We start from the raw sequence: 21,109 nt of genomic DNA, 5'->3' as shown, positions 1-21,109 counted from the left end.
TCCGTCGGCGGCACGGCCGACGGGCAGGTCCGGCGAGGGCCGGCCTGCCCGTCAGTGGACCGCGAGGACGATCAGGTGTGGATGCGGTTGTTGGTGCCGTCGTGGCTGTCGGCGTGCTCGTCGTCAAACCAGTAGTCGCCGGCGGCGAGGTAGCGGAAGGAATGGGCGCTGTGCGCGGGCAGCGAGACGCTGACGGCGCGCGTGCCGTCGCCGCGGGGCTCCAGGGGATGGACGGCGGGGTTCCAGTGGTTGAAGTCCCCGACCACGCTGACCGGCCCGTCGGGGCTGTTCTCGGGGAGGATGAAGGTGACCTGGGTACGGCCCTTGACCTGCTTGCGTTCGAGCACCGAAGACTCCAACCGCGAAGAGACGGGGAATGAACCCGTGCAGTCTTGCGGGTGCGCAGGCTGAGGGCTGCGCCACGCGGCCGTCGCCCGGAGCCGAGATCACCCGCCCGGTCCCGCAGCCGCCCGGCCGGCGCGGTTCACCACCGCGAGAGGCGGGCGGACACGCTTCGTATGCGCCTGCTGCTATCGCGTAGTTCTTGACGGATACCGGGCCGGTGCCGACGATTCTGGTAAGAGGCGGCAGACAACACCGCCGGCCGTTTCGGGGAACGGCTCTCCAGCTCAGCTCAGCTCAGCTCACCGGAACCCGCCATGACGTCTCCCCTTCCTCTCGCCCCGTCGCTGCCCGGGCAGGCCGTGTCCTGGGCGGTGGGCACGCTGATGGCGAGGACCCCCGCCCCGGCCCGCGTGGCCGAGCAGATCCTGTCTGCCGCGGCCGCCCAGGCCCACCTGCCCGTCGCCGGGATGGCGGCCGCGATGGCCGCCGGAGCGCACGGCACACCGCTGCCCGCCCGCGCCGAACGGGCCCTGAGTCAGGCCATCCAGGCGGCCCGGTCCCACGGCGGCGCCCCTTTGACGCCGGAACCGCACCTGATGCCGAACCTCGAGGACGCCGAGCAGGCGCTCAGCCGGTTCTTCGACGCCCGGATGCGCCTGGCCGCGGCCCCCGCCGACGAGGGCGCGCGCCGGGCCCTGGAGGACTCCCTGTTCACCCTGTGCGTACTCATGGCGCAACCCTCCCCGCACGTGGCGGTACACGAAGCGATCCAGTACACGCAGGGCTGAACACGCAGGGCTGACAGGAGCCGCTCGTCTGGCCGCGTAAAGGTGCGTGGACCTCCGGGCGCGCACAGCATGTCGGTGACACGACAGCGTCAACGTCAGGAAGGGAAGCGTGGTGCGCCATGCCCAGAGGTTCCAGTGCGAAGCGTGAGCGGCAGTACGAGCACATCAAGGAGTCCGGCGAGAAGCGCGGCATGTCCGAGGGCCGGGCGAAGGAGATGGCCTCCCGCACGGTGAACAAGGAACGCGCCCGGGCGGGGGAGAGCAAGACGGCCAGCCGCAGCTCCACCCAGGGCAAGTCGGCCTCGCAGCGGGGCGGTGAGAAGTCCGGGGGCGGAGGCGGTTCCTCGGAGCGCACCAAGGACGAGCTGTACCAGGAGGCGAAGAAGCGCAACATCGAGGGCCGCTCGACGATGACGAAGCAGCAGCTCAAGAACGCCCTGGGTCGCTGAACCCGCTCGGGCCGGCCCGCTGCGCAGGCGGCGGGCCCCCGCCCGGGCGCGTCGCCCGTGCGGGTTCAAGAGCCGGGGCACGGCTGGGCAAGGAACGCGGCGCGCAGCAGACGCCGGAGCGCCCGGCGCATGCCCCACATCGTCAGTCGCGCCCCCCACAACGCCAGCCGCACGAGCATCCGGCGGGCGACGGACCGGGGGGCCCAGCGAGCGAGGGCACGACGCCTGCTCCTCTTGCGGATGCGTCGCCTCAGGGCATGCATCGCGAATGCCTCCTGTCGGCTTGGATGGCGTGTTATGCGTCTTTCGGGGTAGATGCCAGGTTGATACAACTACGCCCATGCCCCGAGCGGCGTGGAGGTGAGAAGAATGGGCGCAGGCAAGAAGGTCAAGAACGTGGCGAAGACGACCAAGGGCAAGATGAAGGAGACGACGGGCAAGGCAGTGGGGAACGAGAGCCTGGAGGCCAAGGGGCGGGGCGAGCAGGCGCTGGGCGATGCCAAGCAGACCGTTCAGAAGGCGAAGGACACGCTCAAGCACTGATGCCGAGCGAGGTGAGCAGGGGGTGAGGGCCGGTGGGAGACGCTCCTGCCGGCCCTCATGTACGGCTGCCGTTGCCCGCGGGCGTCACGAGCCGCCGCGTCGGCGCCGGCGAGGCGGGGAGGTCTCGTACTCGTCCTCGTCCTCCTCTTCCTCCTCGCCTTCCTCTTGTTCCTCCTCCGGCTCTTCCTCGTCTTCGTCCGCGTATTCCTCGTCCCCTTCCTCTGCCTCCCCCTGGTCCTCGTCCTCGTCCGCGTACTCGTCCTCGTCCTCGTCGGCGTATTCGCCTTCGCCGTCTTCTTCGCCCTCCGCTTGCTCTTCCTCGAGGGCTTCTTCATGGGTCCGGACGACTTCGCCGTCCCGGATCTCGCCGCGCCAGCCTTCGGGCTCTTCCGTGGCGAGCATGGCGTAGCGCAGGAAGTTCTTGAGGTCCAGGCGCAGGCGGCGGCCCTGGGCCCGCCACAGGTTGCCGGTCTTCTCGAACAGTCCGGAGGGGTGGTACTCGACCACGATGACGATACGGGTCAGTGACGGGGCGAGCTCGTGGAAGCTGACGCAGCCGCGGGTGGTGCCCTTGGAACCTTGAGAGTTCCAGACGATGCGCTCGTCCGGTACCTGTTCCTGGACGGTCGCCTTCCAGCTGCGGGTGGAAGGCCCGACCTTGACCTTCCAGTCGCTGGTGGTGTCGTCGTCCTGGGAGACGTCGCGGACGCCCTTGGCGAACCCGCTGAAGTCCTCGTACTGCGTCCAGTGGTCGTAGACCGTGCGCAGCGGCAGGCCGACGTCGATCGCCTCGACGATGTTGACGACCTTGCCGCCACCGCTCTTGCGGCCGCGGCCCTTTCCGAACGCCTGGGAGACGGTGTCGGACACCTTGTCCTTGAGGTTTCCGAGGGTCTGGCCGGCGATCGCCTTCAGGGGGGAGTCGCCCTGTACGAGGCGGCCGCCGATGCCGCCGATGTCGGAGAGGCTGCCGCCGTTGTCGGCGACGTCGTAGAGCTGGTCGGTGAGGTCGGAGATCTTGTCGGTGGCCTTGTCGGCCAGGTTGTCGGCCTGGGCGGCGAGGTATCCGGTCAGTTCCTTCAGCAGCTGGTCCATCCCGGAGGCGGACTCCTGGGAACGGGAGCGTTGTGAGGTTGCCATGGCCTACCTCCGCGTGGACGGCTTGCGGGCCGCGGTCTTCTTGGCGGCCGTCTTGCGCGCCGGGCTGCGGCCGGTGGTCTTCCTGGCGGCGGTCTTCTTGGCGGCGCTCCCGCGCGCCGGGCCCTGGCTCGACGCCCTCTTGCGCGGCGCGGTGCTCGTCTTCTTCGCCGCTGTCTTCCTGGCGGGTGCCGTCCTGGAGGTGGCGCTCTTGCGGGCGGGCGCGGCTTTGGCCGCGGGCTTCCCGCCGGCGGCCTTCCGCGCCGCCGTCTTCCTCGCGGGCGCGGCCTTCTCGGCCGGTGCTGCCCTCTTTGCCGTCGCCGTCGCCGTTGCCTTCTTCGCGGGGGCTGACTTCTTGGCAGGCGCGGCCCTCTTGGCCGGTGCGGTCTTCTTGGCCTGCGCAGCCTTCTTGGCCGGTGCGGCCCTCTTGGCGGGCGCTGTCTTCCTGGCGGCTGCTGTCTTCTTGGCCGCGGCCGGACGCCGCCCCACCGTGCGGGCGGAGGAGGTGGTGCTCTTACGGGGTCGCGTGCGGGCCGTTGTGCGGGTTCGGCGCGGCGGCGCGGGAGGCTCTTCCTCCGGCTCTTCTTCCTCTTCCTCGGGTTCCTCCTCCTCTTCCTCCTCGGCCTCTTCCTCCGGTTCCTCCTCGCCCTCTTCCTCTTCCTCTTCTTCCTCTTCCTCTTCGTCCGCCTCGCCCTCGGGCTCGGCGTAGCCCTCTTCGTCCTCGTCCTCTTCGCCGTAGTCCTCGGCTTCCTCTTCCTCTTCCTCGTCCTCCTGGTCCTGACTGCGGCCCGTGCCGCCGCGGTTGAGTTCGAGGGTGCGCTCGTGGAGTGACCCGGCGAGGTCGGCGAGCTTGCGGTTGGCCGCGGCGGTCAGCGCCTGCCGGCCGGCGTCGAGCGCTTCCCCGCGCAGCTGCTCGCCGAGGTCGGCGAACTGCGGCAGTTCCTTGAGCCGGGAAGCGCCTTCCTTGAGCAGTTGTCCGGGTTCCAGCCCGAAACGGCGGCCGGCGAGATAGGTCGCCATGGTGAACGCCAGACGGCCCTTCTTGGCCCGGCCCAGTATGTAGCCCCCAGCCACAGCGGCTGCGAGCGCGATCTTGGTCGTGTCCTCCATGATCATCCCCTACCAGGGCACGTACGGACTTTCGATGCCGCCCGCAGGTCCAGCGGGGAGGCTTCACGAAAGCCTCTACCCGCGACGCAAGACTTATGTGCATATTTGGTGACATTCTAGTTTCTGTGAGGCCGTCTCCCCAAGGGAGTGGTATATGGCCGCAGCGGAACCTGGGCGCCCCCGGCGAACCTCTTCGCGCACCACCGGCGAGGGCGGACAGCACGACAGACGACCGGCGAGACCTGCTGCGTCCGGGCGGCGCCCAGGGGCGTCCGGCGCCGCGGCGGCGATGCGTGCCGCCGCCGGACAGCTGGCCGAACTCCTGGGCCGGCACCCCGATTCCGTCTCCTCGCTCAAGCCCACCGAGGACGGCTGGGAGGCGCAGGTGGAGGTGGTGGAACTGGAACGCATCCCGGACACGACCAGCGTGATGGCCAGCTACCGGGTCGCGCTGGACGAGGAAGGCGAGCTGATCTCCTACGAACGCACCCGCCGCTACACCCGCGGCATGATCGACCGGCCGACCTGAGAGCAGGCCCGCCGGCGGAAGGAGGCGCCATGACCATGGTGCCGCAGGGCGGCAGCCCCATCGCCCGAGGGCAAGGAGGTGGCACGAGCAGCCTCTACGACGTCCTGGAGCTCATCCTCGACCGCGGTCTGGTCATCGACGTCTTCGTCCGCGTCTCCCTGGTGGGCATCGAACTCATCAAGATCGACGCCAGGATCGTGGTCGCCAGCGTCGACACCTACCTCCGCTTCGCCGAGGCCTGCAACCGCCTCGACCTCGAAGCGGGCCGCAAGGCCCCCGCACAGCTGCCCGACGTCATGAGCAACATGCTCGAAGGCGGGGCCCGCGGAAAGAGCAAGGGGGCACTGAGCGGAGCCGTGGAGGCCGTCACCGACTCCCTGACCGGCAAATCCTCCAAGGGCAGGGAAAGGGAAGAGGAAGAAGAAGAGCAGGAGGAGGGGGCGCCCAGGCGGCGCCCCGCCCGGCGCCCCGCACGGCGGGAGAAGGAGTAACCGATGCCGCTCTACGTGTACTCGATCACCGCGAAGGACCACCCCCTGCGCCTGGAGGGCGTCAGCGGCGTCGGCTCCGACCCCGCCCCGCTGCGGACGGTCACCGCAGGGGCGCTGTGCGCGGTGGTGAGCGAGGTCTCCGAGGAGATCCGGCCCAAGCGCCGGGACCTCAACGCCCACCAGGAGGTCCAGGAGCTCCTCATGGCCGACGGGGTGATCCTGCCCCTGCAGTTCGGCTACACGGCCCCCGACGACCTCGCCGTCCGCCAGGCCCTCGAGTCCGACGCGGCCGGCTACCTCGCCACGCTCGAGCGGCTGGAGGGCTGCGCCGAGTACCACGTGCGGGCCTCGCAGGCCGATGAGGCGCCGCTGTTGCAGCAGATCCTCGAGGACGTGCCCGAGGCCAGGGACCTCAACGACCGGATCCGCGGCGGAGACCGGGATCCGGGCCTGCCCCTCGCCCTGGGCGAAATGGTCGCCCGCGAGGTGCAGGCACGGCAGGAGACCCTGGCGGCCGGCCTGACCGAGGCGCTCGTGCCCTTCTCCCGCGAGCACCTCAACCACCCCCCGGCGGGGGCCGACTTCCTCAACCTCTCCCTCCTCGTGCCCAACGAGCACGAGGACGGCCTGCGCACCGCCCAGGCCAACCTGGCGGGCGAGATCGGCAGCGGCATCGACCTGCGGTTCTCCGGCCCCCTGCCGCCCTACAGCTTCGTCCGGTAACCACACCGGCCACCCCGACCGACCGGAGAGGAGGCGGACCATGGGACTGCTGACCCAACTGCTGACGCTGCCCCTCGCACCGGTCCGCGCCGTCACCTGGGTCGCCCAACGCGTCGTGGACAAGGCCGAGGAGGAGTACTACGACCCCGCCCTGGTCTGGCGCCGCCTGGCCGAACTGGAGCAGCAACTCCTGCGCGGGGAGATCGACGAGGAGACCTTCGAGCAGGAGGAGGACGAGCTGATCGACCGGCTGGCGGAGATCGCCGAGTTCCGCCGCCGGCTCCCCTGAGCACACGGCAGGAGCGCCACCGTGACCGAATCCCTGCCCGGCCGACCCGGAGCCTTCGCCTCCCGCGCGCCCATGCCGTACGGGCAGACTTCCTCGTCCAGCCTCGCCGACATCCTCGAGCGGGTCCTGGACAAGGGCATCGTCATCGCCGGCGACATCCGCATCAACCTCCTCGACATCGAACTTTTGACCATCAAACTCCGCATCCTGGTCGCCTCCGTGGACAAGGCCAAGGAGATGGGCATCGACTGGTGGGAGCACGACCCCTCCCTGTCCACCCGGCACACCGGCAGCCCGCTGGAACAGGAGAACCGCCGCCTGCGCGCCGAACTCGAAGACCTCCGCGGCAGGCTCGGACGAGCGGAGCCCGACGAGGAGGCCGCCCCGCGCGAAGAGCCCGGCGGCCGGCCGGGTGACCGGCGACGGGGGAGCGGGCCGTGAACAGCCCCGACCGCCTCACCTACGTCTACGCCGTCACCCGGCCCACCGACGCCCTGGGCGAGGCCCTCGCCGGCCTGCGGGGCATCGGCGAGGCACCCGTCCGCCTCCTGACCCCGGGCGGCGCGGCGCCCGCCGGCGTGTCCTTCCCGCTCGCCTTCGTCGTCGGCGACGTTCTCGAGCGCGAGTTCAACGAGACCGCCCTCAAGGACCACTTCGAAGACCTCCGGTGGCTCGAGTACGTCGCCCGCACGCACCACGACGTCGTCCAGGCCGTAGCCGCCCACGCCTCCGTGCTGCCCCTGCGCATGGCCACCGTCTACCAGGACGACCACCGGGCCCGGCAAGCCCTCGGCGACCAGCACGCCACCTTCAGCCGGCGCCTGGACCAGCTCCGCGACCACACCGAATACGGCGTCAAGATCTATCTCGACCCGGCGACGGCCGGCTCCCGGCCCCCGGACGCTCCCGCCGCGCCCCCGGCCCCCACCAGCCCGGGCAAGGCCTACCTCCAGGCCCGCAGGGCCCAGCACGACGCCCGCGAAGCCGTCCACCACCAAGCGCGGCAGGCCGCCGAGATCATCGAAGCGGTCGCGGCCCGTCACGCCACCCTCCGCGTGCGCCACGCACCCCAGCGCGGTGCCCTCACCGGCCCGCAGGAGAACGTGCTCAATGACGCCTACCTGGTCCCCGACGAGCAAGCGGGCGAGTTCCGGGCCGCGATCGCCGACGCCGCCCGCGGCTTCCCCGACCTGCGCATCGAGGTGACGGGCCCCTGGGCCCCGTACTCCTTCGCCACGCCACCGGCCGACCCGCCTGGCCCTGCCGACGCCCACGAGCCGCCACCATGACCCTCACGGAACGCGGAGCACCCCTTCCCGACCGTCAGGTGGCCCTCGTCGACCTCCTCGACCGGCTCCTCAGCGGCGGTGTGGTCATCACCGGTGACATCGTGCTGTCCATCGCCGACATCGACCTCGTCCGCATCTCGTTGCGCGCCCTCATCGTCTCCGTCAGCTCCGAGACCCCCGGCCGGGCGCAGGACGGGAGCCGCAGTGAACCCTGAGCACTCCTCGCCCCCGCCCCCGCGCTCCGGGAGCCTGCACGACGTGGGCGACAGCCTGTCGAACGCCTTCCGCCTCATCCAGGCGCCCCCGTCCGCCCACGACCGACCGCCCCGCCCCGCCCACCACCTCCACACCGACCCCGAGACCGTCGGAGAAGACCTCCTCAAGCTGGTTCTCACCGTCGTCGAGCTCCTGCGCCAGCTCATCGAACGCCAAGCCCTGCGCCGCGTGGACTCGGGCGACCTCACCGACGCACAGGAAGAGGAGCTCGGAGCGACCCTGCTCGCGCTCCACGACAGCCTCGCCGACCTGTGCGCCCAGCACGGCTACTCACTGGAAGACCTCAACCTCGACCTCGGGCCACTCGGGCCGCTGCTGCCCCGGGACTGACGTTTCAGTCCCTGGCCCGGGCGACGAGACGGTAGAGGCCGAGGAGGATGAGGGAGCCGACGATGGCGGCGACCCAGGTGGAGATCTCGAAGAAGCCGTCGATGGAATCGACTCCGAAAATGACCTTGCCGAGCCATCCGCCCAGAAGGCCGCCGGCAATTCCGATGAGTGGGGTGACGATGCATCCGCCGGGGTCCTTGCCCGGCATCAGGAGCTTCGCGATGATTCCGGCGAGCAGTCCCATCAGAATCCATCCGATGATGCCCATGACGCGCCTCGTTTCCTATGCGTGCCGGCGGTCAGTGGGCCGACAGCAGGTCAAGCTCGGACTGGTAGAGCACGGCAGGGTCGAATCCCATACCGGTGAAGTGGCCGCCGAGCTCCATGGAAAGGACGCCATGGAGCCGGGACCAGAACGAGACGGCCAGGTGGAGGGCCTCGGGGTTCTCCACGTGCGCCTCGAACGGCGTCGCGGGGGCGTTCAGGGGCAGCGCGGCGCACGCTTCGAGGAGGAGCCCCATGATCTCCGACGCGATCACAGCGACATCGGCGGGGCGGCGGTAGCCGGGAACGGGCGTGCCGTAGACGAGGAAGTACCGCTGCGGATCGTCGAGGGCCCACTCGCGCAGTGCGCGGGCGAAGGCGGAGAGGTCGCCGTCGCCCTGCGCCGCGACCGCCCGGAACGTGCCGACCAGGCTGTGATAGGCGTCCCCGACGAGTTCGGTGACCAATTCGTCGCGGCTCGTGAAATACCGGTAAAGCGCGGCTCCGCTCAGACCCATGTGCTTGGCGATCGCATTGAGGGACACCGCTGACGCCCCTGCAACGGCGATCTGCTCCCACGCCCTTTGCTTGATCTCCGCGCGCACCTGCCGGCGATATCGTTCGCGGGGGCTTGTCGTAGCTTCACCCATGACAGCCTCCTCCTCGCGAGTAATACCCTATCGCTCGCAAGGGGCAGCCGTAATTCCAAGGGGTCAGAGCCCGAATCCGTCCTTGCCCTTCTCCTTCGCGCTCCGGCCCTTGCCGCGGGCCTCCAGCGCGGCGCCCTTGGCCGCAGTGGTCTCCTTTCCCAGGGCGTGCGCCGCCTTCCTCACGGCCTTCCCGATCACTTGCTCCGCCTTGGCCTTCATCTTCTCGCCGGCACTCATGTCCGCACCTCCCCGTACGTATGTCTCCTACCCGAGGCCGGGAGGGTCAGTCGCTCAGCGCCGCATCGTGGCTGCCGGCGCCTTGCGGAACAGCGCCTCGGCCTCCAGCCAGCGCGGTGGCCGGCTCCGGATGGTCGGGGCCCCCGGTCCGCACCAGCACCGCCCACGCGCGGTGGTGGATCGGACGGCGGTGGGGCGTGCTCGCCCCCGTCGAGGGCCGCACGCAACAGCCCCCGCATCCGGTACACGGTCGCGGCGCGGAGCCGGTCGGCGCCCACGGGCCCGGGTACCTCAGTGGCGGGTGAGGACGGTTTCGTTGTTGCGGCTGAGCGCTCCGGGGACGGGCCTGATGAGGCCGAGCGTGGTCGGATGGTCGCTGTGGGCCGTTGCGGGGGCCTGCGCCAGCCCCTGCGCGTGCGCCTGCGCCGGTGCGAGCAGTGCCGTCACCGCTCCGGAGGCCAACGCCAGGGCCGTGATCGCTGCCGCGATCCAACGCCGCCTCGCGTCGGTCGTGGGGTGCTCGTCATAGTCGGACACGACCGTTCTCCTTTCCTTCCTTCCCCCGGTCACATCCGGGGGTGGCTTTCAGAGAACGGCGGAGCGCTCAGCGGATCCAGTCACGTCATCTCGTGGTTTGACAGGGCGGACCGCATGCGGTGGGGCATACCGTCGACGCGCTTCCGGCGCCGTCAGCCCGGATGTCCGTCGTCGTCAAGACACGTCTTTCCGCGACGTGACCGGGTGCGGTCCACCCGGGCCTACTGAAGAGGTGTCCGCTTCGATCGCGGCGCACAGCGCGAGGCCGGTTCCACTGCCCTCGCCTCCACGACTGCAGGGCCGAACGCCGCCCTGCCCGCACTGCGAAGGAACGTTCCCATGGCTGGCAAACTCGGCAACCCGGCAGATGCGCACCACCGACGGGGCTGGAAGGTCGGGACGACGGCAGGGCTGCTCCTGACCGCCCTGGCCTCCGGTCCCGTACTCGCGACCGCTGCCTCCGCGGCCGTCGCCGCCCCCTCCTCCTCGGCGACCGTGGTCGCCGACGGCGGTTCCGACAGCTCTCCGCGCACGTCCGTGCCCAAATCGAAGGGCAGCTTGCCCTACTACATCCCCCACACGATCGCGACGCCGAAGTATCCCGCCCCTCCGGTGTGCGAGAAGAAGCCCTTCCTCCCCAATTGCGGACCCCAGTGGTAGTCGGCGTCGCGGCCGGGGCCGGTGCTGCGCGGCGGCCCCGAGGACGCACAGGACGCTGACCACGTGGTGCACCCGCGCGCGTGCGGTGACCGCGACCAGCAGGGCGGCGAGCGGCAGGTCAGCTCCAGCCTGAGCAGCCGCGGCGGGTGTGCGCGGTTCGGTACGTCCTGGTCGCGTCACGGAACCGCAACAGCCTGGCGCCGCGGGGAACTCGAGTGGGGCGCGATGGTGTGGTCGGCGACGAGTGCCGGTTCGGGACCGGTCGTAAGCCTCGGGAGCGATCATGCAGTACACGACGGGTGTCCGCCGGACCGCGGCGGCGCTGGTGACGGCGGTGGCGGTCACCGCCCTGATGGCGGGTTGCACACCGGCCGGCGACGACGGCGCGGTGGGCAAGCCCTCGACGCCTCCCGTGGGCTCGGAGCCGGCGAAGCCGACGCCCACCGGCCCCGGTTCCCCCTCCGGCGGCGGCACGGGCGGCGGCACGGGCGGCGGGACGAAGGCCTGCACGATCGACCAGATCAAGATGTCCGACGCGCACCAGGCCGAGGTCCGCCCCCCGGGTACGGGCACAGGAGCGGCCATCGTGTCCGTCGCCAACACCTCGACGAAGCCCTGCACCCTCCACGGATTCCCGACGGTCGCCGGCGCGGGCAACGGCTCGCCCGGAAAGAACCTCCCGCTCGCCGTCACCCACAGCGGCTCGGCCTCCACGGTGACCCTGGCCCCCGGCGCCCGCGCCTGGACGAAGCTCACCTTCGTCAACGTCCAGGGCGAGGCCGACGGCTACTGCGCATCCGGTGCGACGCCGGCCAGCTTCCCCACGCTCGTCATCGGCGTGCCCGGCGCCGGCTCGCACCAGATCGCCATGGACGACGGCGTCTTCGCCGAATGCGACAACAAGGCGACCGTCACCGCGTTCTCGGCGACCAAGCCCTCCTGACGGGCGCGGGGCCGGGAGCTACTTCCCGGCCTTGGTCGGCACCAGGTCGAAGTGGTCCTGCTGGTACTGGAAGAGCAGGCAGTCCTCTCCCTTCTCGCAACCGCTCAGGTGCGGCTTGCCGGCGGGAAGGCTGTAGTAGGAGCCGGCGGGGTATTGGACGCGCTTTCCGTCGATCTCCGCGTAAAAGGTGCCCTTGAGCACGACCGTGGGAAGGTCCTGCTTGTGGAAATGCTCCGGGTTGTCCTTCCCCGCGGGGAAGGACACGAACGCCTCGTAATTTCCGCTCCCGGCGAGATCTCCCCGCACGTTCGCGTACTTCACACCGCCGGAATCCGGGAGTTCCTTCCACGTACGGGTGGGCGCGGGGAAGGAAAGGAACTCGGACCGGGCCTGATTCACCGGGCTCGCCGCCGCGGCGGTCTCCTTGCCGTCCTGCGCCCCCGCGCCGGACGAGCAGGACGCCAGCAAGGCGGCCGAAGTCATGACAGCCACAACCACGGATGTTTTTCTCGCCTTGCCGTGCATGATGTCTCCTCGTGTTCTGTGGTTCGTTACGCCCCCATCGTTGCCTTTTCGCGGACTGCCGACAATGACGAATTTGCTGCACATTCAGACATCGGACTGCGGCAGATAATCGGTGTGGAGGATCCGAAAGCGATCGGGCTTCGCCGGATCCCGGTCGACGACTTGCACCGGCGTCCGAGCCCACTGCCACACGCTGATGCCCGGCATGCGGGAGAACCGGATCCGACCGCGTGTGCCCTCGACTGCGACGCGCGGCCAGCCCTCGGCGGTGCGCGCCCGGTCCACGCCGTGGGAACGCAGCACATCGGCGAGGACGGCGACCGTGTCGTAGCCCTCGAAGGCGACGAAGGAGGGCGCCTGGGCCAGTCGCTCGCGGAGGGCCTTTTCGACTCGTGTACCGAGTGGGGTCAGGTGCTCGGGCAGGTAGCGCAGGAACGGGATCGCGGCGCTGTGGTCGCCCAGCGACGCGGCCCATTCGGCGAACTCCGGTTGTCCTGCCGGAGCACCGATCGTGATCTCCGCGAGGCGCCGGTCGCGACGGACGGACGTGACGATCGGCACTGCCGGATCCGGATGGCCGACCAGGAGGAGGAGGGCTGTCGCCCGGCTGTCGACGAGTTCCTCGCACAGGGCCGCGGGGGTGAGCGCGCTCACGTCGAGCTCGATGACGGTGCCGCCGCGCGGAGCGAGGTGGTCACGCAGGATGCGCGTCCCGGACGCCCAGTAGACGCTCGGCTGGGTCGCCACGGCGATACGGCTGTGACCGGCGCCGAGCAGGAAGTCCGCGTAGACCCGCCAGCCGCGGGACTGCGGCGGGGAGAGGCGCGCGACCCGGTCCGTCGGCTGGTCGGTGAGGGCGTCGAGAACCGCTGACGAGCAGAGGAACGGCAGGCCGAGGGCGTCGGCCCTGGCGGCTGCGGCGCGCGCGACGACGCTGTGGTACTCGCCGGCCAGCGCGGCCACGCCCAGGCTGGCCAATTCGTCCACGGCCGCCGCGGCCTGCTGCGGATCGGCCGCGGTGTCCCGGACCACCAGCTCAAGTGGTCTTCCGGCGATCCCGCCGCTGTCGTTGACCTCGCGAACGGCCAACTCCATCCCGGCGAGCAGGTGGTGGCCCGCCTCGACCCAGCCGGGCCGAGTCAGCGGAACGAGCGCGCCGATCCGGACGGCTGATCCGTCGGCCCGCCCCGCTCCGCGGGGTGACGATGGTGGCGTGTGCATGCTGTGGCGTCTCCCGAGTGGCGATCCGGTCGTCATCCGACCCCTGGATCGCAGAGTTGGCGTCATAACGTCAGGGCCGCCGAGAGTAACCGAGCCGAGCACGGCCGCCTCGGGCGCCCCGCCCCGTGCCCGTCATCCGCGCCGGTGCCAGGGCTGTCAGCATCAGTACTGCGGTGAGGGCGAACGCCCACGGGTAGCCGGTCAGGCCCGCGAGCGCCCCGAACCCGACGGCCCCCACCCCCATGCCCGCGTCGTAGGCGAAGTTCCACAGGGCGCTGACGGTGCCGTAGCCGGACGCGGGAACACGGGCGTACATCAGCGTCAGCGTGGCGTTCTGGGTGACCCCGAAGCCGACCCCGAACAGGGCCACGCCGACGACCACGGCGAGCGGACTGCGGGTCAGCGAGATGAGCAGCGTTCCGGCCGCGGCGACGGCCAGGCCGGGCAGGACGAGCGAGGCCGAACCGTGCCGGTCGCCGTACCGGCCCGCGGCCCAGCGCGCCACGGTGGCTGCCGCGGACTGGGCGAACAGGGCCACGGCGACGACACCGGCGGACGCCGTCGGCACGGCGAGGGGAAGGAAGGTGACGATGATTCCGGCAGCGAGCGCAGTGGCCGAGAAGACGACGGTGGGCCGCAGGAGTGCGGCCGTCCGGAACCCGGCCAGCACCCCGATGGACCGTCCCGAGGCCGGTTCGCGGTCCGGCAGCCCCGGCACCGAGACGATGGCGGCCAGCGCGGCCGCGGCGCCGGCGATGCAGACCGGTCCGTACCCCACCCGCGCTGCCAGCCACACCCCCAGCGGCAGGGCCACCAGCGACGGGACCCCGGACACGATGCCGACCAGTGCCAGCCCTTCACCCCGGCGCTCGGGCGGGATCAGCGACGCCGTCAGAGCACCACCCGCGACGACCGTGAACGCGAAGCCCAGCCCGCGCACGGCACAGACCGCCGTGATCCAGACCGTGCCCCCGGAGGCGGTCAGCACCAGGGCCGGCGCACCGAGGAGGAGCAGCCCCGCCACCAGCGCGAGGCGGTAACCGTAGCGGGCGACGAATCGGGGAACGGCCAGTTCACCCAGGACGGTTGCCAGCATCAGCGCACCCGTGACGAGCCCTGCGGCGTTGCCGCGGCCCCCGCCACCGGACGCCTCGGCATAGAGGGGGACGACCGACAGCAGCAGGTAGAAGCTGGTCGAGGCACCGGTGATCGAGACGAAACGCAGCAGCAGGGGCCGCGTCATCAGGGGCGGACGCGAACCGGCTTCCCCGGCTTGAGAGTTGATCATCCTGGTCACGAGACGAAGCTAAAGGCCGATCGGACCACCGGTAAGCTCCAATTCCATGCCTCTGGAGTGGTCCGGTCTGTCCCCCGATCTGCTGCTGGTCATCGACCGGGACAGCGGCGAGCCGCTGCGGTCCCAGCTGGAACTGCGGCTGCGGGACGCGATCCGGACCGGGCGGCTGCAGGTCGGCGAACGGCTGCCGTCCTCCCGTGAACTGGCCCGGATGCTGGGGCTGTCGCGGGGACTGGTGCAGGAGTGCTACGCCCAGCTCCAGGCCGAGGGGTACCTCGTCACGCGCGTCGGCTCCGCCACCCGGGTCGCCGCGGGCGCGGGCGCACCGCCGGCGCTCCCGTCCCCGCCCGCCGCGGCGCCCCGACTGGTGGCCGACTTCAGGTGGGGCGTCCCGGACCTGAGCGGCTTCCCGCTCGCCGACTGGCTGTGGGCCACGCGCGAGGCGGCACGCACGATGCCGACGACGGCCCTCGACTACGGAGACCCGCGCGGCAGTGCGGCCCTGCGCGAGGTCCTCGCCGCCTATCTGCGGCGGGTGCGGGCCGCCGCAGCGGATGCGGAACGGATCGTGATGTGTTCCGGCTATGCGCAGGGCCTCGGTCTGGCCCTGCGCGCCCTGGCCGGGACGGGTGTCCGTACGGTGGCGTACGAGGACCCGGGCTCTCCGGCCACGGTCACCTCCGCCGCCGCCTCGGCGGGCCTGACGGCGATCCCGGTGCCCGTCGACGGGCGCGGCATCGATGTGCGGGCGCTCGCGGCGACCGACGCCCGAGCCGTCGTCGTGACCCCCGCCCACCAGTGGCCCACCGGCGTCGTTCTGGCCCCCGAGCGGCGGCTCGCCCTGCTGGAGTGGGCCAGGAGCCGGGACGCCGTCGTCATCGAGGACGACTACGACGCCGAATTCCGGTACGACCGGGAGCCGGTGGGCGCGCTGCAGGGACTCGCCGCCGACCGCGTGATCTCCATAGGCACCGTCAGCAAGTCCCTCGCGCCCGCGCTGCGCATCGGCTGGATGCTCTGCCCGCCCGCGCTCACCGAGCCGGTCACCGACCACAAGCAGATGAACGACCGCGGATCGCCCACGCTCGATCAGCTCGCCCTCGCGAGATTGATCGAGTCCGGCCGCTTCGACCGGCACCTGCGCCGCATGCGGACGACCTACGCGGCACGGCGTACGACCCTGGTGGCGGCGCTCGCCGAACACGCCCCCGAGGTCAGGGTGACCGGCCTCGCCGCGGGCTTCCACGCGGTCGCGCACCTCGACGGACCGGCCGACGAGCAGGACCTCATCGCCGCCGCCCGGGCCCGTTCCGTCGGCCTCCACGGAATGAGCACGTGCCGCTCCTCGCGTGCGACGCAGCCGGTGCAGCTGGTCCTGGGCTTCGGCGATGTCGGCGAACGCGCCATCGCCGCGGGCATCGCGGCGGTCGGCGGCCTGCTCAGGACCGGCCGGTAGCCCCCGTCATCGCGCCTACTCCGTGCGTCCTTGCCGCGGCGCAGCCGCCGGGAGCGGGGTCCGGGTGGGAGCGGGGTCCGTTGCGGGCGTCGGGATCCCGGACTTCGTACGGCGGTCAGGGCGGAAGCCGACCACCAGGACCGCCGCGCCGATCAGCGCGAAGCCCGCGGTCCAGAGCGCACCGACGTGCATGGCGTGGAAGAACGCGGCATCGGCCGCTCCGGCGAGCCCCGTGTCGTGCGTGGCGGCAGCCGCGTGCCGGGCGAGCTCGGCCGAAACCCGGGCCTGCTGCGCCACCGGGTCCGGGAGGCCGGTCAGGGAGCCTTCGATCGAGTGCCGGTAGACGATCGAGGTGATCGTGCCGCCGGCCGCGATGCCCAGCACGCTGCCCGTCTGGCGCAGGGTGCTGTTGACCGCGCTGCCCGCGCCGGACCGCTCCAGCGGGAGGGAACCCAGTACCGCGCCCGTCACCGGGGCGATGACCATGCCGATCGAGGCGCCCTGGACCAGCATGACCGCCGAGTACCAGACGATCGGCGTGGTCGCGTCGAACACGGCCAAGGACCCCATCGCCAGGGCCGCGACGGCCAGCGAGACCGAGGAGACGAGCCGCACGGACGTCCGGCGGGCCAGCCGGACGGCGATCGGCGAGCCGACGACCACGCCGAGCGCTCCGGGGAGCCCCAGGAGCGAGGCCTGCATCGCCGAGAACTGGCGGGCGCCCTGGAGGTAGAAGGCGAGGTAGAAGGATCCGGCCGTCAGGGCCATGAAGACCATCATCAGGGTGATGTTCCCCGCGGCGAACCGGCGCTGCGCCAGCAGCCGGGGGTCGAAGCTCGGGTGGGCGATCCGCAGCTCCGCGACGACGAACGCCCCGATCAGCACGACGCCCGCGGCCGTGCAGCCCCAGACCCGGGGCTGCGCGAAGGACGCGTCCTGGCCCGCGCGGATCAGGCCGTACGCGAGGAGGCCCAGGCCGCCGGTCGACAGGACCAGCCCCGCCGGATCGAGGCGACTGACCTGGCGGCTGCGGGAGTTGGGCACGTACCGCGCGATGAAGCCGAGGCCGAGGATGACGACGGGCACGTTGACGAGGAACACCGAGCCCCACCAGAACGCCGAGAGCAGCGCCCCGGCCAGGATCGGCCCCGCGGCGAGGCCGACGCCGGCGAAGGACGACAGGGTGCCGAAGGCCGCCGGCCGCTCGGCGGGCTCGAACGTCCAACTGACCACCGCCATGGTGGCCGGGACGAGCAGGGCCGCGCCGACGCCCATCACCGCACGTGAGGCGATGAGTTGGGCCGGAGTGGCGGCGTAGGCGGCGGTGGCCGAGGCGGCGCCGAACAGGGCCATGCCCGCCAGGAGGGTGTTGCGGTGGCCGAAGCGGTCGCCGAGCGCACCGCCCGTGAACATCAGGCCGGCAAAGGCCAGTGTGTAGGCGCCCGTGGCCCATTGGAGCTGACCGGGGGTGGCTCCTAAGCCCCGGGCGGGGTCGGAGAGCGTTTCGAAGGCGGTGGACAGGATGGTGCCGTCGAGCCAGATGAGGAGCTGGGCGAAGACGAGGACCCCGAGGATGAGCCGACGGCGGGCCGGTCCCGGCCTGGGCGGTACGGAAGTTGCGGACGTGGATGCGGACGTGGATGACATGCGTGACTGCCTTCGGATCAGAGGGTTCCGGCGCGGCTGTGGCGCGGCATATGATCGTCAAGTACTTGACGGTCTGGCCATCGCGGCAAAGTCGTCAAGTTCCTGTCAATCACCTTCTGGAGGACGCCACATGGGCGAGCAGAGTCACGGCACGGTGCTGAGCTTCGTGGTCCGCCACACCTGGCTGAGCATGCGGGCCGCGATCGGCGCCGAGCTGGAAGGGTTCGGGCTCACCGTCCCGCAGTTCGCGACCCTCCGGATGGTCAGGACCTCCCCGGGCATGTCCGTTGCCCAGCTGGCCCGTTCGGTCGGCAGCACCCGCCAGGCCGCGAACGAGATGCTCACGGCCCTGGAGCGCGAAGGCCTGATCACCCGCTCCCCGCACCCCACCGACCGCAGGACGCACCGGCTGCACCTGACCGACCTCGGGAACGCGCGCTACGAGGAGGCGCTCCCCGCCGTCCGGCAGCGGGAGGCCGAACTCGAGGCGGGGCTGACCCCGGAACAGCGGGAGGCCGCCCTCGTCTGGATGTCGACGGTCTCGGCCGCCTGCCACGAGCCACTGGAGAAGTGACTCGGACCCGGGGCGGGCGCCCGGGGCCGAGCGGCACTCCTTCGCTGGGCCATACGAAGGCTCGTGCTCGCGGGAGGGTTTGGCCCGGCCCGATGGCGGCTAGGCGCTGCCTATGGTGCAAATCGGGTACACGATGATGACCGAGCAGGCCGGCCCGCGTGAGCTGGTGTCCCATGTGGTGGGCGCGGAACGGGCGGGGTTCGACTTCTCCGTGATCTCGGACCACTCCTTCCCCTGGCTGGAGTCGCAGGGACACGCCCCGTACGCCTGGAGCGTTCTCGGCGCGGCCGCGCAGGCGACCTCCCGGATCCCGCTGATGACGTACGTGACCTGCCCGACCTTCCGGTACCACCCCGCGGTCGTCGCGCAGAAGGCGGCGACGATGCAGATCCTTTCCGAGGGCCGCTTCCGCCTGGGCCTCGGCTCGGGCGAGAACCTGAACGAGCACATCGTCGGAGCCGGCTGGCCCGCCGCCCACGTGCGGCTGGAGATGCTGGAGGAAGCCGTCGACATCATCCGGCGGATGTTCACCGGCGCGTACGTGAACCACCACGGCGCGCACTTCGACGTCGAGAACGCCAGGCTCTGGGACCTTCCCGACGAGCCGCCCCCGATCGGGATCGCCGTCTCGGGGCCCCGTTCATGTGAGCTCGCGGGCCGCCGCGGCGACCTCGTGATCGCCACCGAACCGGAGGCGGAGCTCCTGCGGCAGTTCGACGCGCACGGAGGCGCGGGCAAACCCAGGATCGGCCAGCTCCCCGTCTGCTACGACCCCGACCGCGACGCCGCGGTGGCCCGCGCCCACGACCAGTTCCGCTGGGCCCTGGGAGGTTGGCGCGTGAACGCCGAACTTCCCGGCCCGGTCGGCTTCGAGCAGGCCGCGCAGCACACCCGGCCCGAGGACGTCGCCGAGGCCGTCCCGTGCGGCGACGACGTCGAAGCGTTCGTCGACGCCGTGCGGCCGTACGCGGAGGCGGGATTCACCGAGGTCGCCCTGATCCAGATCGGTGGCGGCCACCAGGCGCCGTTCCTGGAGTGGGCCGAGGCCAAACTGCTGCCCGCCCTGCGGAACCTGTGAGGATGCCACCCCCATGAACCGCGCTGCTCTCTTCGACGTCGACGGCACCCTCGCCGACACCAACCACCTCCACGTCGTGTCCTGGTGGGAAGCCCTGCACCAAGCGGGCCACCGGGTACCCATGCACGCCGTCCACCGGGCGATCGGCCTGCCCGGCGAAGACCTCCTCGACCACCTCCTCGGCGAGGACCGGGACCACTCCGACGACGACCGGATGAGCGCCGCCCACGACACCCTGTACGCCACGTACTTCGACCGGCTGCCCGCCTTCGACTCCGCCGCCGAACTGCTGCGCGCACTGGCGAAGGCCGGGTGGAAGGTCCTGCTCGTCACCTCGGCCAAGGACAGGGAACTCGAGGCTCTGCGCGAAGCCATCGGCGCGGACGACGTCATCACCGACACGGCGACCTCCGACGACGTCGAGCAGGGCAAGCCCGCGCCCGACCCCGTCCGGCACGCCCTCGAACTGGCCGAGGTTCCGCCCGAACGCGCGGTGTTCGTAGGGGACTCCGTGTGGGACATGAAGGCAGCCCGCCGGGCCGGCGTGGCCGTCGTCGGGCTGCTGTGCGGCGGAATCCCCCGGGGAGACCTCGAGGAGGCCGGAGCAGCCGCGGTCTACCGCGACCCGGCCGACCTCCTCGCGGGCCTCGACACGAGCCCGTTCTCCCGGCTTCCCGCCTGAACCGGCCGGAGCGTCGGCGCACCCCGGCCGGCCCCGCGGTCAGGAGGAAGGCGGGTAGGAGGCGGCCTTCAGCCGGCGGGCGAGGTGGGCCGTGTTGGCGGCGAGGGTCTGCGTGGTGGCGGCGGTCTTCTCGGGGGTCTTGTCGAGGTCCTGGTAGTCGGTGCCCTGCATGGCCTCGCCGACCCAGTAGGCGACGGCGTTGGGCGCGAGGGAGAACCCGACGTCGTTCAGGCCCTGGAAGAGGTCGGCGCTGACCTTGTGGGCGCCGTCCTCGTTGCCGACGACACAGACCGCGGCGACCTTGCCGTAGGTGAGCATGCGGCCTTCGTCATCCGTCTCGGAGATCTCGGCGTCCAGACGTTCCAGGACCCGCTGGGCGACGCTGGACGGGTGGCCGAGCCAGATCGGCGTCGACAGGATCAGGATGTCGCAGCCCATGATCGTGTCCCGGATCTCCGGCCAGGCGTCCCCGTCGCCCATGTCGGTCTCCACCCCGGGTTTCACGTCGTGGTCGGCGACCCGGATGGTCTTGCCCGTGACGCCGTGTTCGCCGAGGGCCGCCATCGTCTGCTCGGCCAACAGCTGGGAGCTGGACGGGGCGGGGGAGGGGGACAGGGTGCAGACGAGCGCGACGGCGCGCAGCGGAGTGTTCGTTGCGGTGTTCATGGTCCCCGGCTACCCGTACGCCCGGCCCGTATCCGGGGCTTCGGAGGGAAATCGGCGGGATGCCTCGTGAATTCACAGGTGTGAGAGCCGAAGGGCGGGGCACACGTCGTTTCGGAGGTTGATAATCATGGTTCCCCTGCTTCTCGTTCTTCTGCTCATTCTCATTCTCTTCGGTGCGGGCTTCGCACTGAAGATCCTCTGGTGGATCGCCATCGCGGTCCTGGTGATCTGGCTGCTCGGGTTCGTCGCCCGGCCCAAGAGCGGTAGCGGACGCTGGTACCGCTGGTAGCTGCTCCACGGCCGATTCGGCGCACGTTCTCCGCCGCGCAGAGAATCGGAAAAGGGAAAGCGCAAGGGAAAACGCAAAGGGAAA

General features: G+C 71.1%; 30 protein-coding genes. 18 read left to right on the top strand and 12 right to left on the bottom strand.

Annotated features, from left to right (window positions below):
- Positions 1-71 precede the first annotated feature (71 nt).
- Positions 72-347, bottom strand: coding sequence for an isoamylase early set domain-containing protein (locus ACFTXQ_RS07865; protein ID WP_382636903.1), 276 nt, complete (start codon positions 345-347; stop codon positions 72-74).
- A gap of 312 nt (positions 348-659) precedes the next feature.
- Here ACFTXQ_RS07865 and ACFTXQ_RS07860 point away from each other — a divergent pair, with 312 nt between their 5' ends.
- The 3 genes from ACFTXQ_RS07860 (at position 660) to ACFTXQ_RS07850 (ending at position 2,125) form a co-directional block, all read left to right on the top strand.
- Positions 660-1,133, top strand: coding sequence for a DUF5133 domain-containing protein (locus ACFTXQ_RS07860; protein WP_382636902.1), 474 nt, complete (start codon positions 660-662; stop codon positions 1,131-1,133).
- Positions 1,134-1,252: 119 nt separating this feature from the next.
- Positions 1,253-1,582 (top strand): plasmid stabilization protein, encoded by a 330-nt coding sequence (locus tag ACFTXQ_RS07855; protein WP_382636900.1) that lies wholly within the window; start codon positions 1,253-1,255, stop codon positions 1,580-1,582.
- Positions 1,583-1,951: 369 nt separating this feature from the next.
- A complete protein-coding gene (locus tag ACFTXQ_RS07850) occupies positions 1,952-2,125 on the top strand; it encodes a CsbD family protein (RefSeq protein WP_382636899.1) in 174 nt (57 codons plus the stop codon).
- An 84-nt stretch (positions 2,126-2,209) separates the two neighbouring features.
- On the opposite strand, the gene ACFTXQ_RS07845 is transcribed toward ACFTXQ_RS07850, so the two are convergent.
- Both ACFTXQ_RS07845 and ACFTXQ_RS07840 read right to left on the bottom strand, forming a co-directional pair.
- The gene (locus tag ACFTXQ_RS07845) at positions 2,210-3,265 is read right to left on the bottom strand and encodes an SRPBCC family protein (RefSeq protein WP_382636897.1); all 1,056 of its coding nucleotides are present in this window, start codon (positions 3,263-3,265) and stop codon (positions 2,210-2,212) included.
- 3 nt (positions 3,266-3,268) lie between these two features.
- Complete coding sequence (locus ACFTXQ_RS07840) at positions 3,269-4,372, bottom strand: histone protein (protein ID WP_382636896.1); 1,104 nt, start codon at positions 4,370-4,372, stop codon at positions 3,269-3,271.
- 154 nt (positions 4,373-4,526) lie between these two features.
- On the opposite strand from ACFTXQ_RS07840, the gene ACFTXQ_RS07835 reads away from it, so the two are divergent.
- Genes ACFTXQ_RS07835 through ACFTXQ_RS07800 form a run of 8 tightly spaced genes read left to right on the top strand, consistent with a single transcriptional unit; the run spans position 4,527 to position 8,299 of the window.
- Entirely contained in the window at positions 4,527-4,901 is a 375-nt protein-coding gene (locus ACFTXQ_RS07835; RefSeq protein ID WP_382636894.1) for a gas vesicle protein, read from the top strand.
- Positions 4,902-4,930: 29 nt separating this feature from the next.
- Positions 4,931-5,392: a gas vesicle structural protein GvpA gene (locus tag ACFTXQ_RS07830; RefSeq protein ID WP_382636893.1), complete on the top strand. Its 462-nt coding sequence runs from the start codon at positions 4,931-4,933 to the stop codon at positions 5,390-5,392.
- A gap of 3 nt (positions 5,393-5,395) precedes the next feature.
- Positions 5,396-6,115, top strand: a complete 720-nt coding sequence (locus ACFTXQ_RS07825) for a GvpL/GvpF family gas vesicle protein (RefSeq protein WP_382636892.1) — start codon at positions 5,396-5,398, stop codon at positions 6,113-6,115.
- A gap of 40 nt (positions 6,116-6,155) precedes the next feature.
- Positions 6,156-6,404 (top strand): gas vesicle protein GvpG, encoded by a 249-nt coding sequence (locus tag ACFTXQ_RS07820; protein ID WP_382636890.1) that lies wholly within the window; start codon positions 6,156-6,158, stop codon positions 6,402-6,404.
- Between the two features lie 21 nt (positions 6,405-6,425).
- On the top strand, positions 6,426-6,845 hold the full coding sequence (gvpJ, locus tag ACFTXQ_RS07815) for a gas vesicle protein GvpJ (protein WP_382636888.1): 420 nt from the start codon (positions 6,426-6,428) through the stop codon (positions 6,843-6,845).
- Complete coding sequence (locus ACFTXQ_RS07810; protein ID WP_382636887.1) at positions 6,842-7,693, top strand: GvpL/GvpF family gas vesicle protein; 852 nt, start codon at positions 6,842-6,844, stop codon at positions 7,691-7,693. Before gvpJ ends, ACFTXQ_RS07810 begins: the two co-directional genes overlap by 4 nt.
- Positions 7,690-7,908, top strand: a complete 219-nt coding sequence (locus ACFTXQ_RS07805; protein ID WP_382636885.1) for a gas vesicle protein — start codon at positions 7,690-7,692, stop codon at positions 7,906-7,908. The genes ACFTXQ_RS07810 and ACFTXQ_RS07805 overlap by 4 nt, the downstream gene beginning before the upstream one ends.
- On the top strand, positions 7,898-8,299 hold the full coding sequence (locus tag ACFTXQ_RS07800; protein ID WP_382636883.1) for a gas vesicle protein K: 402 nt from the start codon (positions 7,898-7,900) through the stop codon (positions 8,297-8,299). The genes ACFTXQ_RS07805 and ACFTXQ_RS07800 overlap by 11 nt, the downstream gene beginning before the upstream one ends.
- 4 nt (positions 8,300-8,303) lie before the next feature.
- Here ACFTXQ_RS07800 and ACFTXQ_RS07795 read toward each other — a convergent pair whose 3' ends face one another.
- From ACFTXQ_RS07795 to ACFTXQ_RS07780, 4 genes are all read right to left on the bottom strand, one after another.
- Positions 8,304-8,567, bottom strand: coding sequence for a GlsB/YeaQ/YmgE family stress response membrane protein (locus ACFTXQ_RS07795; protein ID WP_382636882.1), 264 nt, complete (start codon positions 8,565-8,567; stop codon positions 8,304-8,306).
- Positions 8,568-8,598: 31 nt separating this feature from the next.
- Complete coding sequence (locus ACFTXQ_RS07790) at positions 8,599-9,213, bottom strand: TetR/AcrR family transcriptional regulator (RefSeq protein WP_382636880.1); 615 nt, start codon at positions 9,211-9,213, stop codon at positions 8,599-8,601.
- Between the two features lie 63 nt (positions 9,214-9,276).
- Positions 9,277-9,450, bottom strand: a complete 174-nt coding sequence (locus ACFTXQ_RS07785; RefSeq protein ID WP_382636879.1) for a hypothetical protein — start codon at positions 9,448-9,450, stop codon at positions 9,277-9,279.
- Between the two features lie 291 nt (positions 9,451-9,741).
- Complete coding sequence (locus ACFTXQ_RS07780; protein ID WP_382636877.1) at positions 9,742-9,987, bottom strand: hypothetical protein; 246 nt, start codon at positions 9,985-9,987, stop codon at positions 9,742-9,744.
- A 339-nt stretch (positions 9,988-10,326) separates the two neighbouring features.
- Here ACFTXQ_RS07780 and ACFTXQ_RS07775 point away from each other — a divergent pair, with 339 nt between their 5' ends.
- Both ACFTXQ_RS07775 and ACFTXQ_RS07770 read left to right on the top strand, forming a co-directional pair.
- Positions 10,327-10,647 carry a hypothetical protein gene (locus ACFTXQ_RS07775; RefSeq protein ID WP_382636875.1) on the top strand — a complete coding sequence of 107 codons (321 nt, stop codon included), beginning with the start codon at positions 10,327-10,329 and terminating at the stop codon, positions 10,645-10,647.
- 283 nt (positions 10,648-10,930) lie between these two features.
- Positions 10,931-11,590: a DUF4232 domain-containing protein gene (locus ACFTXQ_RS07770; RefSeq protein ID WP_382636874.1), complete on the top strand. Its 660-nt coding sequence runs from the start codon at positions 10,931-10,933 to the stop codon at positions 11,588-11,590.
- An 18-nt stretch (positions 11,591-11,608) separates the two neighbouring features.
- Here the strand turns inward: ACFTXQ_RS07770 and ACFTXQ_RS07765 are convergent, their stop codons facing one another.
- The 3 genes from ACFTXQ_RS07765 to ACFTXQ_RS07755 all read right to left on the bottom strand — a co-directional run bounded on the left by ACFTXQ_RS07765 (position 11,609) and on the right by ACFTXQ_RS07755 (position 14,624).
- Positions 11,609-12,115 carry a cupin domain-containing protein gene (locus ACFTXQ_RS07765; RefSeq protein WP_382636873.1) on the bottom strand — a complete coding sequence of 169 codons (507 nt, stop codon included), beginning with the start codon at positions 12,113-12,115 and terminating at the stop codon, positions 11,609-11,611.
- A gap of 84 nt (positions 12,116-12,199) precedes the next feature.
- On the bottom strand, positions 12,200-13,336 hold the full coding sequence (locus ACFTXQ_RS07760; RefSeq protein ID WP_382636872.1) for an ABC transporter substrate-binding protein: 1,137 nt from the start codon (positions 13,334-13,336) through the stop codon (positions 12,200-12,202).
- Between the two features lie 70 nt (positions 13,337-13,406).
- Positions 13,407-14,624: an MFS transporter gene (locus ACFTXQ_RS07755; RefSeq protein WP_382637392.1), complete on the bottom strand. Its 1,218-nt coding sequence runs from the start codon at positions 14,622-14,624 to the stop codon at positions 13,407-13,409.
- A 55-nt stretch (positions 14,625-14,679) separates the two neighbouring features.
- Here ACFTXQ_RS07755 and ACFTXQ_RS07750 point away from each other — a divergent pair, with 55 nt between their 5' ends.
- Entirely contained in the window at positions 14,680-16,089 is a 1,410-nt protein-coding gene (locus ACFTXQ_RS07750; RefSeq protein WP_382636870.1) for a PLP-dependent aminotransferase family protein, read from the top strand.
- A gap of 15 nt (positions 16,090-16,104) precedes the next feature.
- Here the strand turns inward: ACFTXQ_RS07750 and ACFTXQ_RS07745 are convergent, their stop codons facing one another.
- Positions 16,105-17,736 carry an MFS transporter gene (locus ACFTXQ_RS07745; RefSeq protein ID WP_382636868.1) on the bottom strand — a complete coding sequence of 544 codons (1,632 nt, stop codon included), beginning with the start codon at positions 17,734-17,736 and terminating at the stop codon, positions 16,105-16,107.
- Positions 17,737-17,866: 130 nt separating this feature from the next.
- On the opposite strand from ACFTXQ_RS07745, the gene ACFTXQ_RS07740 reads away from it, so the two are divergent.
- The 3 genes from ACFTXQ_RS07740 (at position 17,867) to ACFTXQ_RS07730 (ending at position 20,070) form a co-directional block, all read left to right on the top strand.
- Positions 17,867-18,310, top strand: coding sequence for a MarR family winged helix-turn-helix transcriptional regulator (locus ACFTXQ_RS07740; protein WP_382636867.1), 444 nt, complete (start codon positions 17,867-17,869; stop codon positions 18,308-18,310).
- 112 nt (positions 18,311-18,422) lie between these two features.
- On the top strand, positions 18,423-19,388 hold the full coding sequence (locus ACFTXQ_RS07735) for an LLM class F420-dependent oxidoreductase (protein ID WP_382636865.1): 966 nt from the start codon (positions 18,423-18,425) through the stop codon (positions 19,386-19,388).
- Positions 19,389-19,401: 13 nt separating this feature from the next.
- Positions 19,402-20,070, top strand: coding sequence for an HAD family hydrolase (locus ACFTXQ_RS07730; protein ID WP_382636863.1), 669 nt, complete (start codon positions 19,402-19,404; stop codon positions 20,068-20,070).
- A 39-nt stretch (positions 20,071-20,109) separates the two neighbouring features.
- Here the strand turns inward: ACFTXQ_RS07730 and ACFTXQ_RS07725 are convergent, their stop codons facing one another.
- Complete coding sequence (locus ACFTXQ_RS07725; protein WP_382636861.1) at positions 20,110-20,736, bottom strand: flavodoxin family protein; 627 nt, start codon at positions 20,734-20,736, stop codon at positions 20,110-20,112.
- A 127-nt stretch (positions 20,737-20,863) separates the two neighbouring features.
- On the opposite strand from ACFTXQ_RS07725, the gene ACFTXQ_RS07720 reads away from it, so the two are divergent.
- Complete coding sequence (locus ACFTXQ_RS07720) at positions 20,864-21,025, top strand: hydrophobic protein (protein WP_382636859.1); 162 nt, start codon at positions 20,864-20,866, stop codon at positions 21,023-21,025.
- The last annotated feature ends 84 nt before the right edge of the window (positions 21,026-21,109 follow it).

The sequence above is a fragment of the Streptomyces sp. NPDC057010 genome, assembly GCF_042673805.1.
GTDB lineage: Bacteria > Actinomycetota > Actinomycetes > Streptomycetales > Streptomycetaceae > Streptomyces.
This window is presented reverse-complemented; position numbering and strand designations above follow the sequence as displayed.

Coding starts and splice junctions, on each gene's coding strand:
- ACFTXQ_RS07820 (WP_382636890.1), top strand. CDS start 6,156: ATGGGACTGCTGACCCAACTGCTGACGCTGCCCCTCGCACCGGTCCGC.
- ACFTXQ_RS07760 (WP_382636872.1), bottom strand. CDS start 13,336: ATGCACACGCCACCATCGTCACCCCGCGGAGCGGGGCGGGCCGACGGA.
- ACFTXQ_RS07835 (WP_382636894.1), top strand. CDS start 4,527: ATGGCCGCAGCGGAACCTGGGCGCCCCCGGCGAACCTCTTCGCGCACC.
- ACFTXQ_RS07790 (WP_382636880.1), bottom strand. CDS start 9,213: ATGGGTGAAGCTACGACAAGCCCCCGCGAACGATATCGCCGGCAGGTG.
- ACFTXQ_RS07750 (WP_382636870.1), top strand. CDS start 14,680: ATGCCTCTGGAGTGGTCCGGTCTGTCCCCCGATCTGCTGCTGGTCATC.
- ACFTXQ_RS07805 (WP_382636885.1), top strand. CDS start 7,690: ATGACCCTCACGGAACGCGGAGCACCCCTTCCCGACCGTCAGGTGGCC.
- ACFTXQ_RS07850 (WP_382636899.1), top strand. CDS start 1,952: ATGGGCGCAGGCAAGAAGGTCAAGAACGTGGCGAAGACGACCAAGGGC.
- ACFTXQ_RS07720 (WP_382636859.1), top strand. CDS start 20,864: ATGGTTCCCCTGCTTCTCGTTCTTCTGCTCATTCTCATTCTCTTCGGT.
- ACFTXQ_RS07845 (WP_382636897.1), bottom strand. CDS start 3,265: ATGGCAACCTCACAACGCTCCCGTTCCCAGGAGTCCGCCTCCGGGATG.
- ACFTXQ_RS07785 (WP_382636879.1), bottom strand. CDS start 9,450: ATGAGTGCCGGCGAGAAGATGAAGGCCAAGGCGGAGCAAGTGATCGGG.
- ACFTXQ_RS07740 (WP_382636867.1), top strand. CDS start 17,867: ATGGGCGAGCAGAGTCACGGCACGGTGCTGAGCTTCGTGGTCCGCCAC.
- ACFTXQ_RS07755 (WP_382637392.1), bottom strand. CDS start 14,624: ATGATCAACTCTCAAGCCGGGGAAGCCGGTTCGCGTCCGCCCCTGATG.
- ACFTXQ_RS07830 (WP_382636893.1), top strand. CDS start 4,931: ATGACCATGGTGCCGCAGGGCGGCAGCCCCATCGCCCGAGGGCAAGGA.
- ACFTXQ_RS07730 (WP_382636863.1), top strand. CDS start 19,402: ATGAACCGCGCTGCTCTCTTCGACGTCGACGGCACCCTCGCCGACACC.
- ACFTXQ_RS07725 (WP_382636861.1), bottom strand. CDS start 20,736: ATGAACACCGCAACGAACACTCCGCTGCGCGCCGTCGCGCTCGTCTGC.
- ACFTXQ_RS07825 (WP_382636892.1), top strand. CDS start 5,396: ATGCCGCTCTACGTGTACTCGATCACCGCGAAGGACCACCCCCTGCGC.
- ACFTXQ_RS07860 (WP_382636902.1), top strand. CDS start 660: ATGACGTCTCCCCTTCCTCTCGCCCCGTCGCTGCCCGGGCAGGCCGTG.
- ACFTXQ_RS07735 (WP_382636865.1), top strand. CDS start 18,423: ATGGTGCAAATCGGGTACACGATGATGACCGAGCAGGCCGGCCCGCGT.
- ACFTXQ_RS07795 (WP_382636882.1), bottom strand. CDS start 8,567: ATGGGCATCATCGGATGGATTCTGATGGGACTGCTCGCCGGAATCATC.
- ACFTXQ_RS07745 (WP_382636868.1), bottom strand. CDS start 17,736: ATGTCATCCACGTCCGCATCCACGTCCGCAACTTCCGTACCGCCCAGG.
- ACFTXQ_RS07775 (WP_382636875.1), top strand. CDS start 10,327: ATGGCTGGCAAACTCGGCAACCCGGCAGATGCGCACCACCGACGGGGC.
- ACFTXQ_RS07840 (WP_382636896.1), bottom strand. CDS start 4,372: ATGGAGGACACGACCAAGATCGCGCTCGCAGCCGCTGTGGCTGGGGGC.
- ACFTXQ_RS07855 (WP_382636900.1), top strand. CDS start 1,253: ATGCCCAGAGGTTCCAGTGCGAAGCGTGAGCGGCAGTACGAGCACATC.
- ACFTXQ_RS07770 (WP_382636874.1), top strand. CDS start 10,931: ATGCAGTACACGACGGGTGTCCGCCGGACCGCGGCGGCGCTGGTGACG.
- ACFTXQ_RS07765 (WP_382636873.1), bottom strand. CDS start 12,115: ATGCACGGCAAGGCGAGAAAAACATCCGTGGTTGTGGCTGTCATGACT.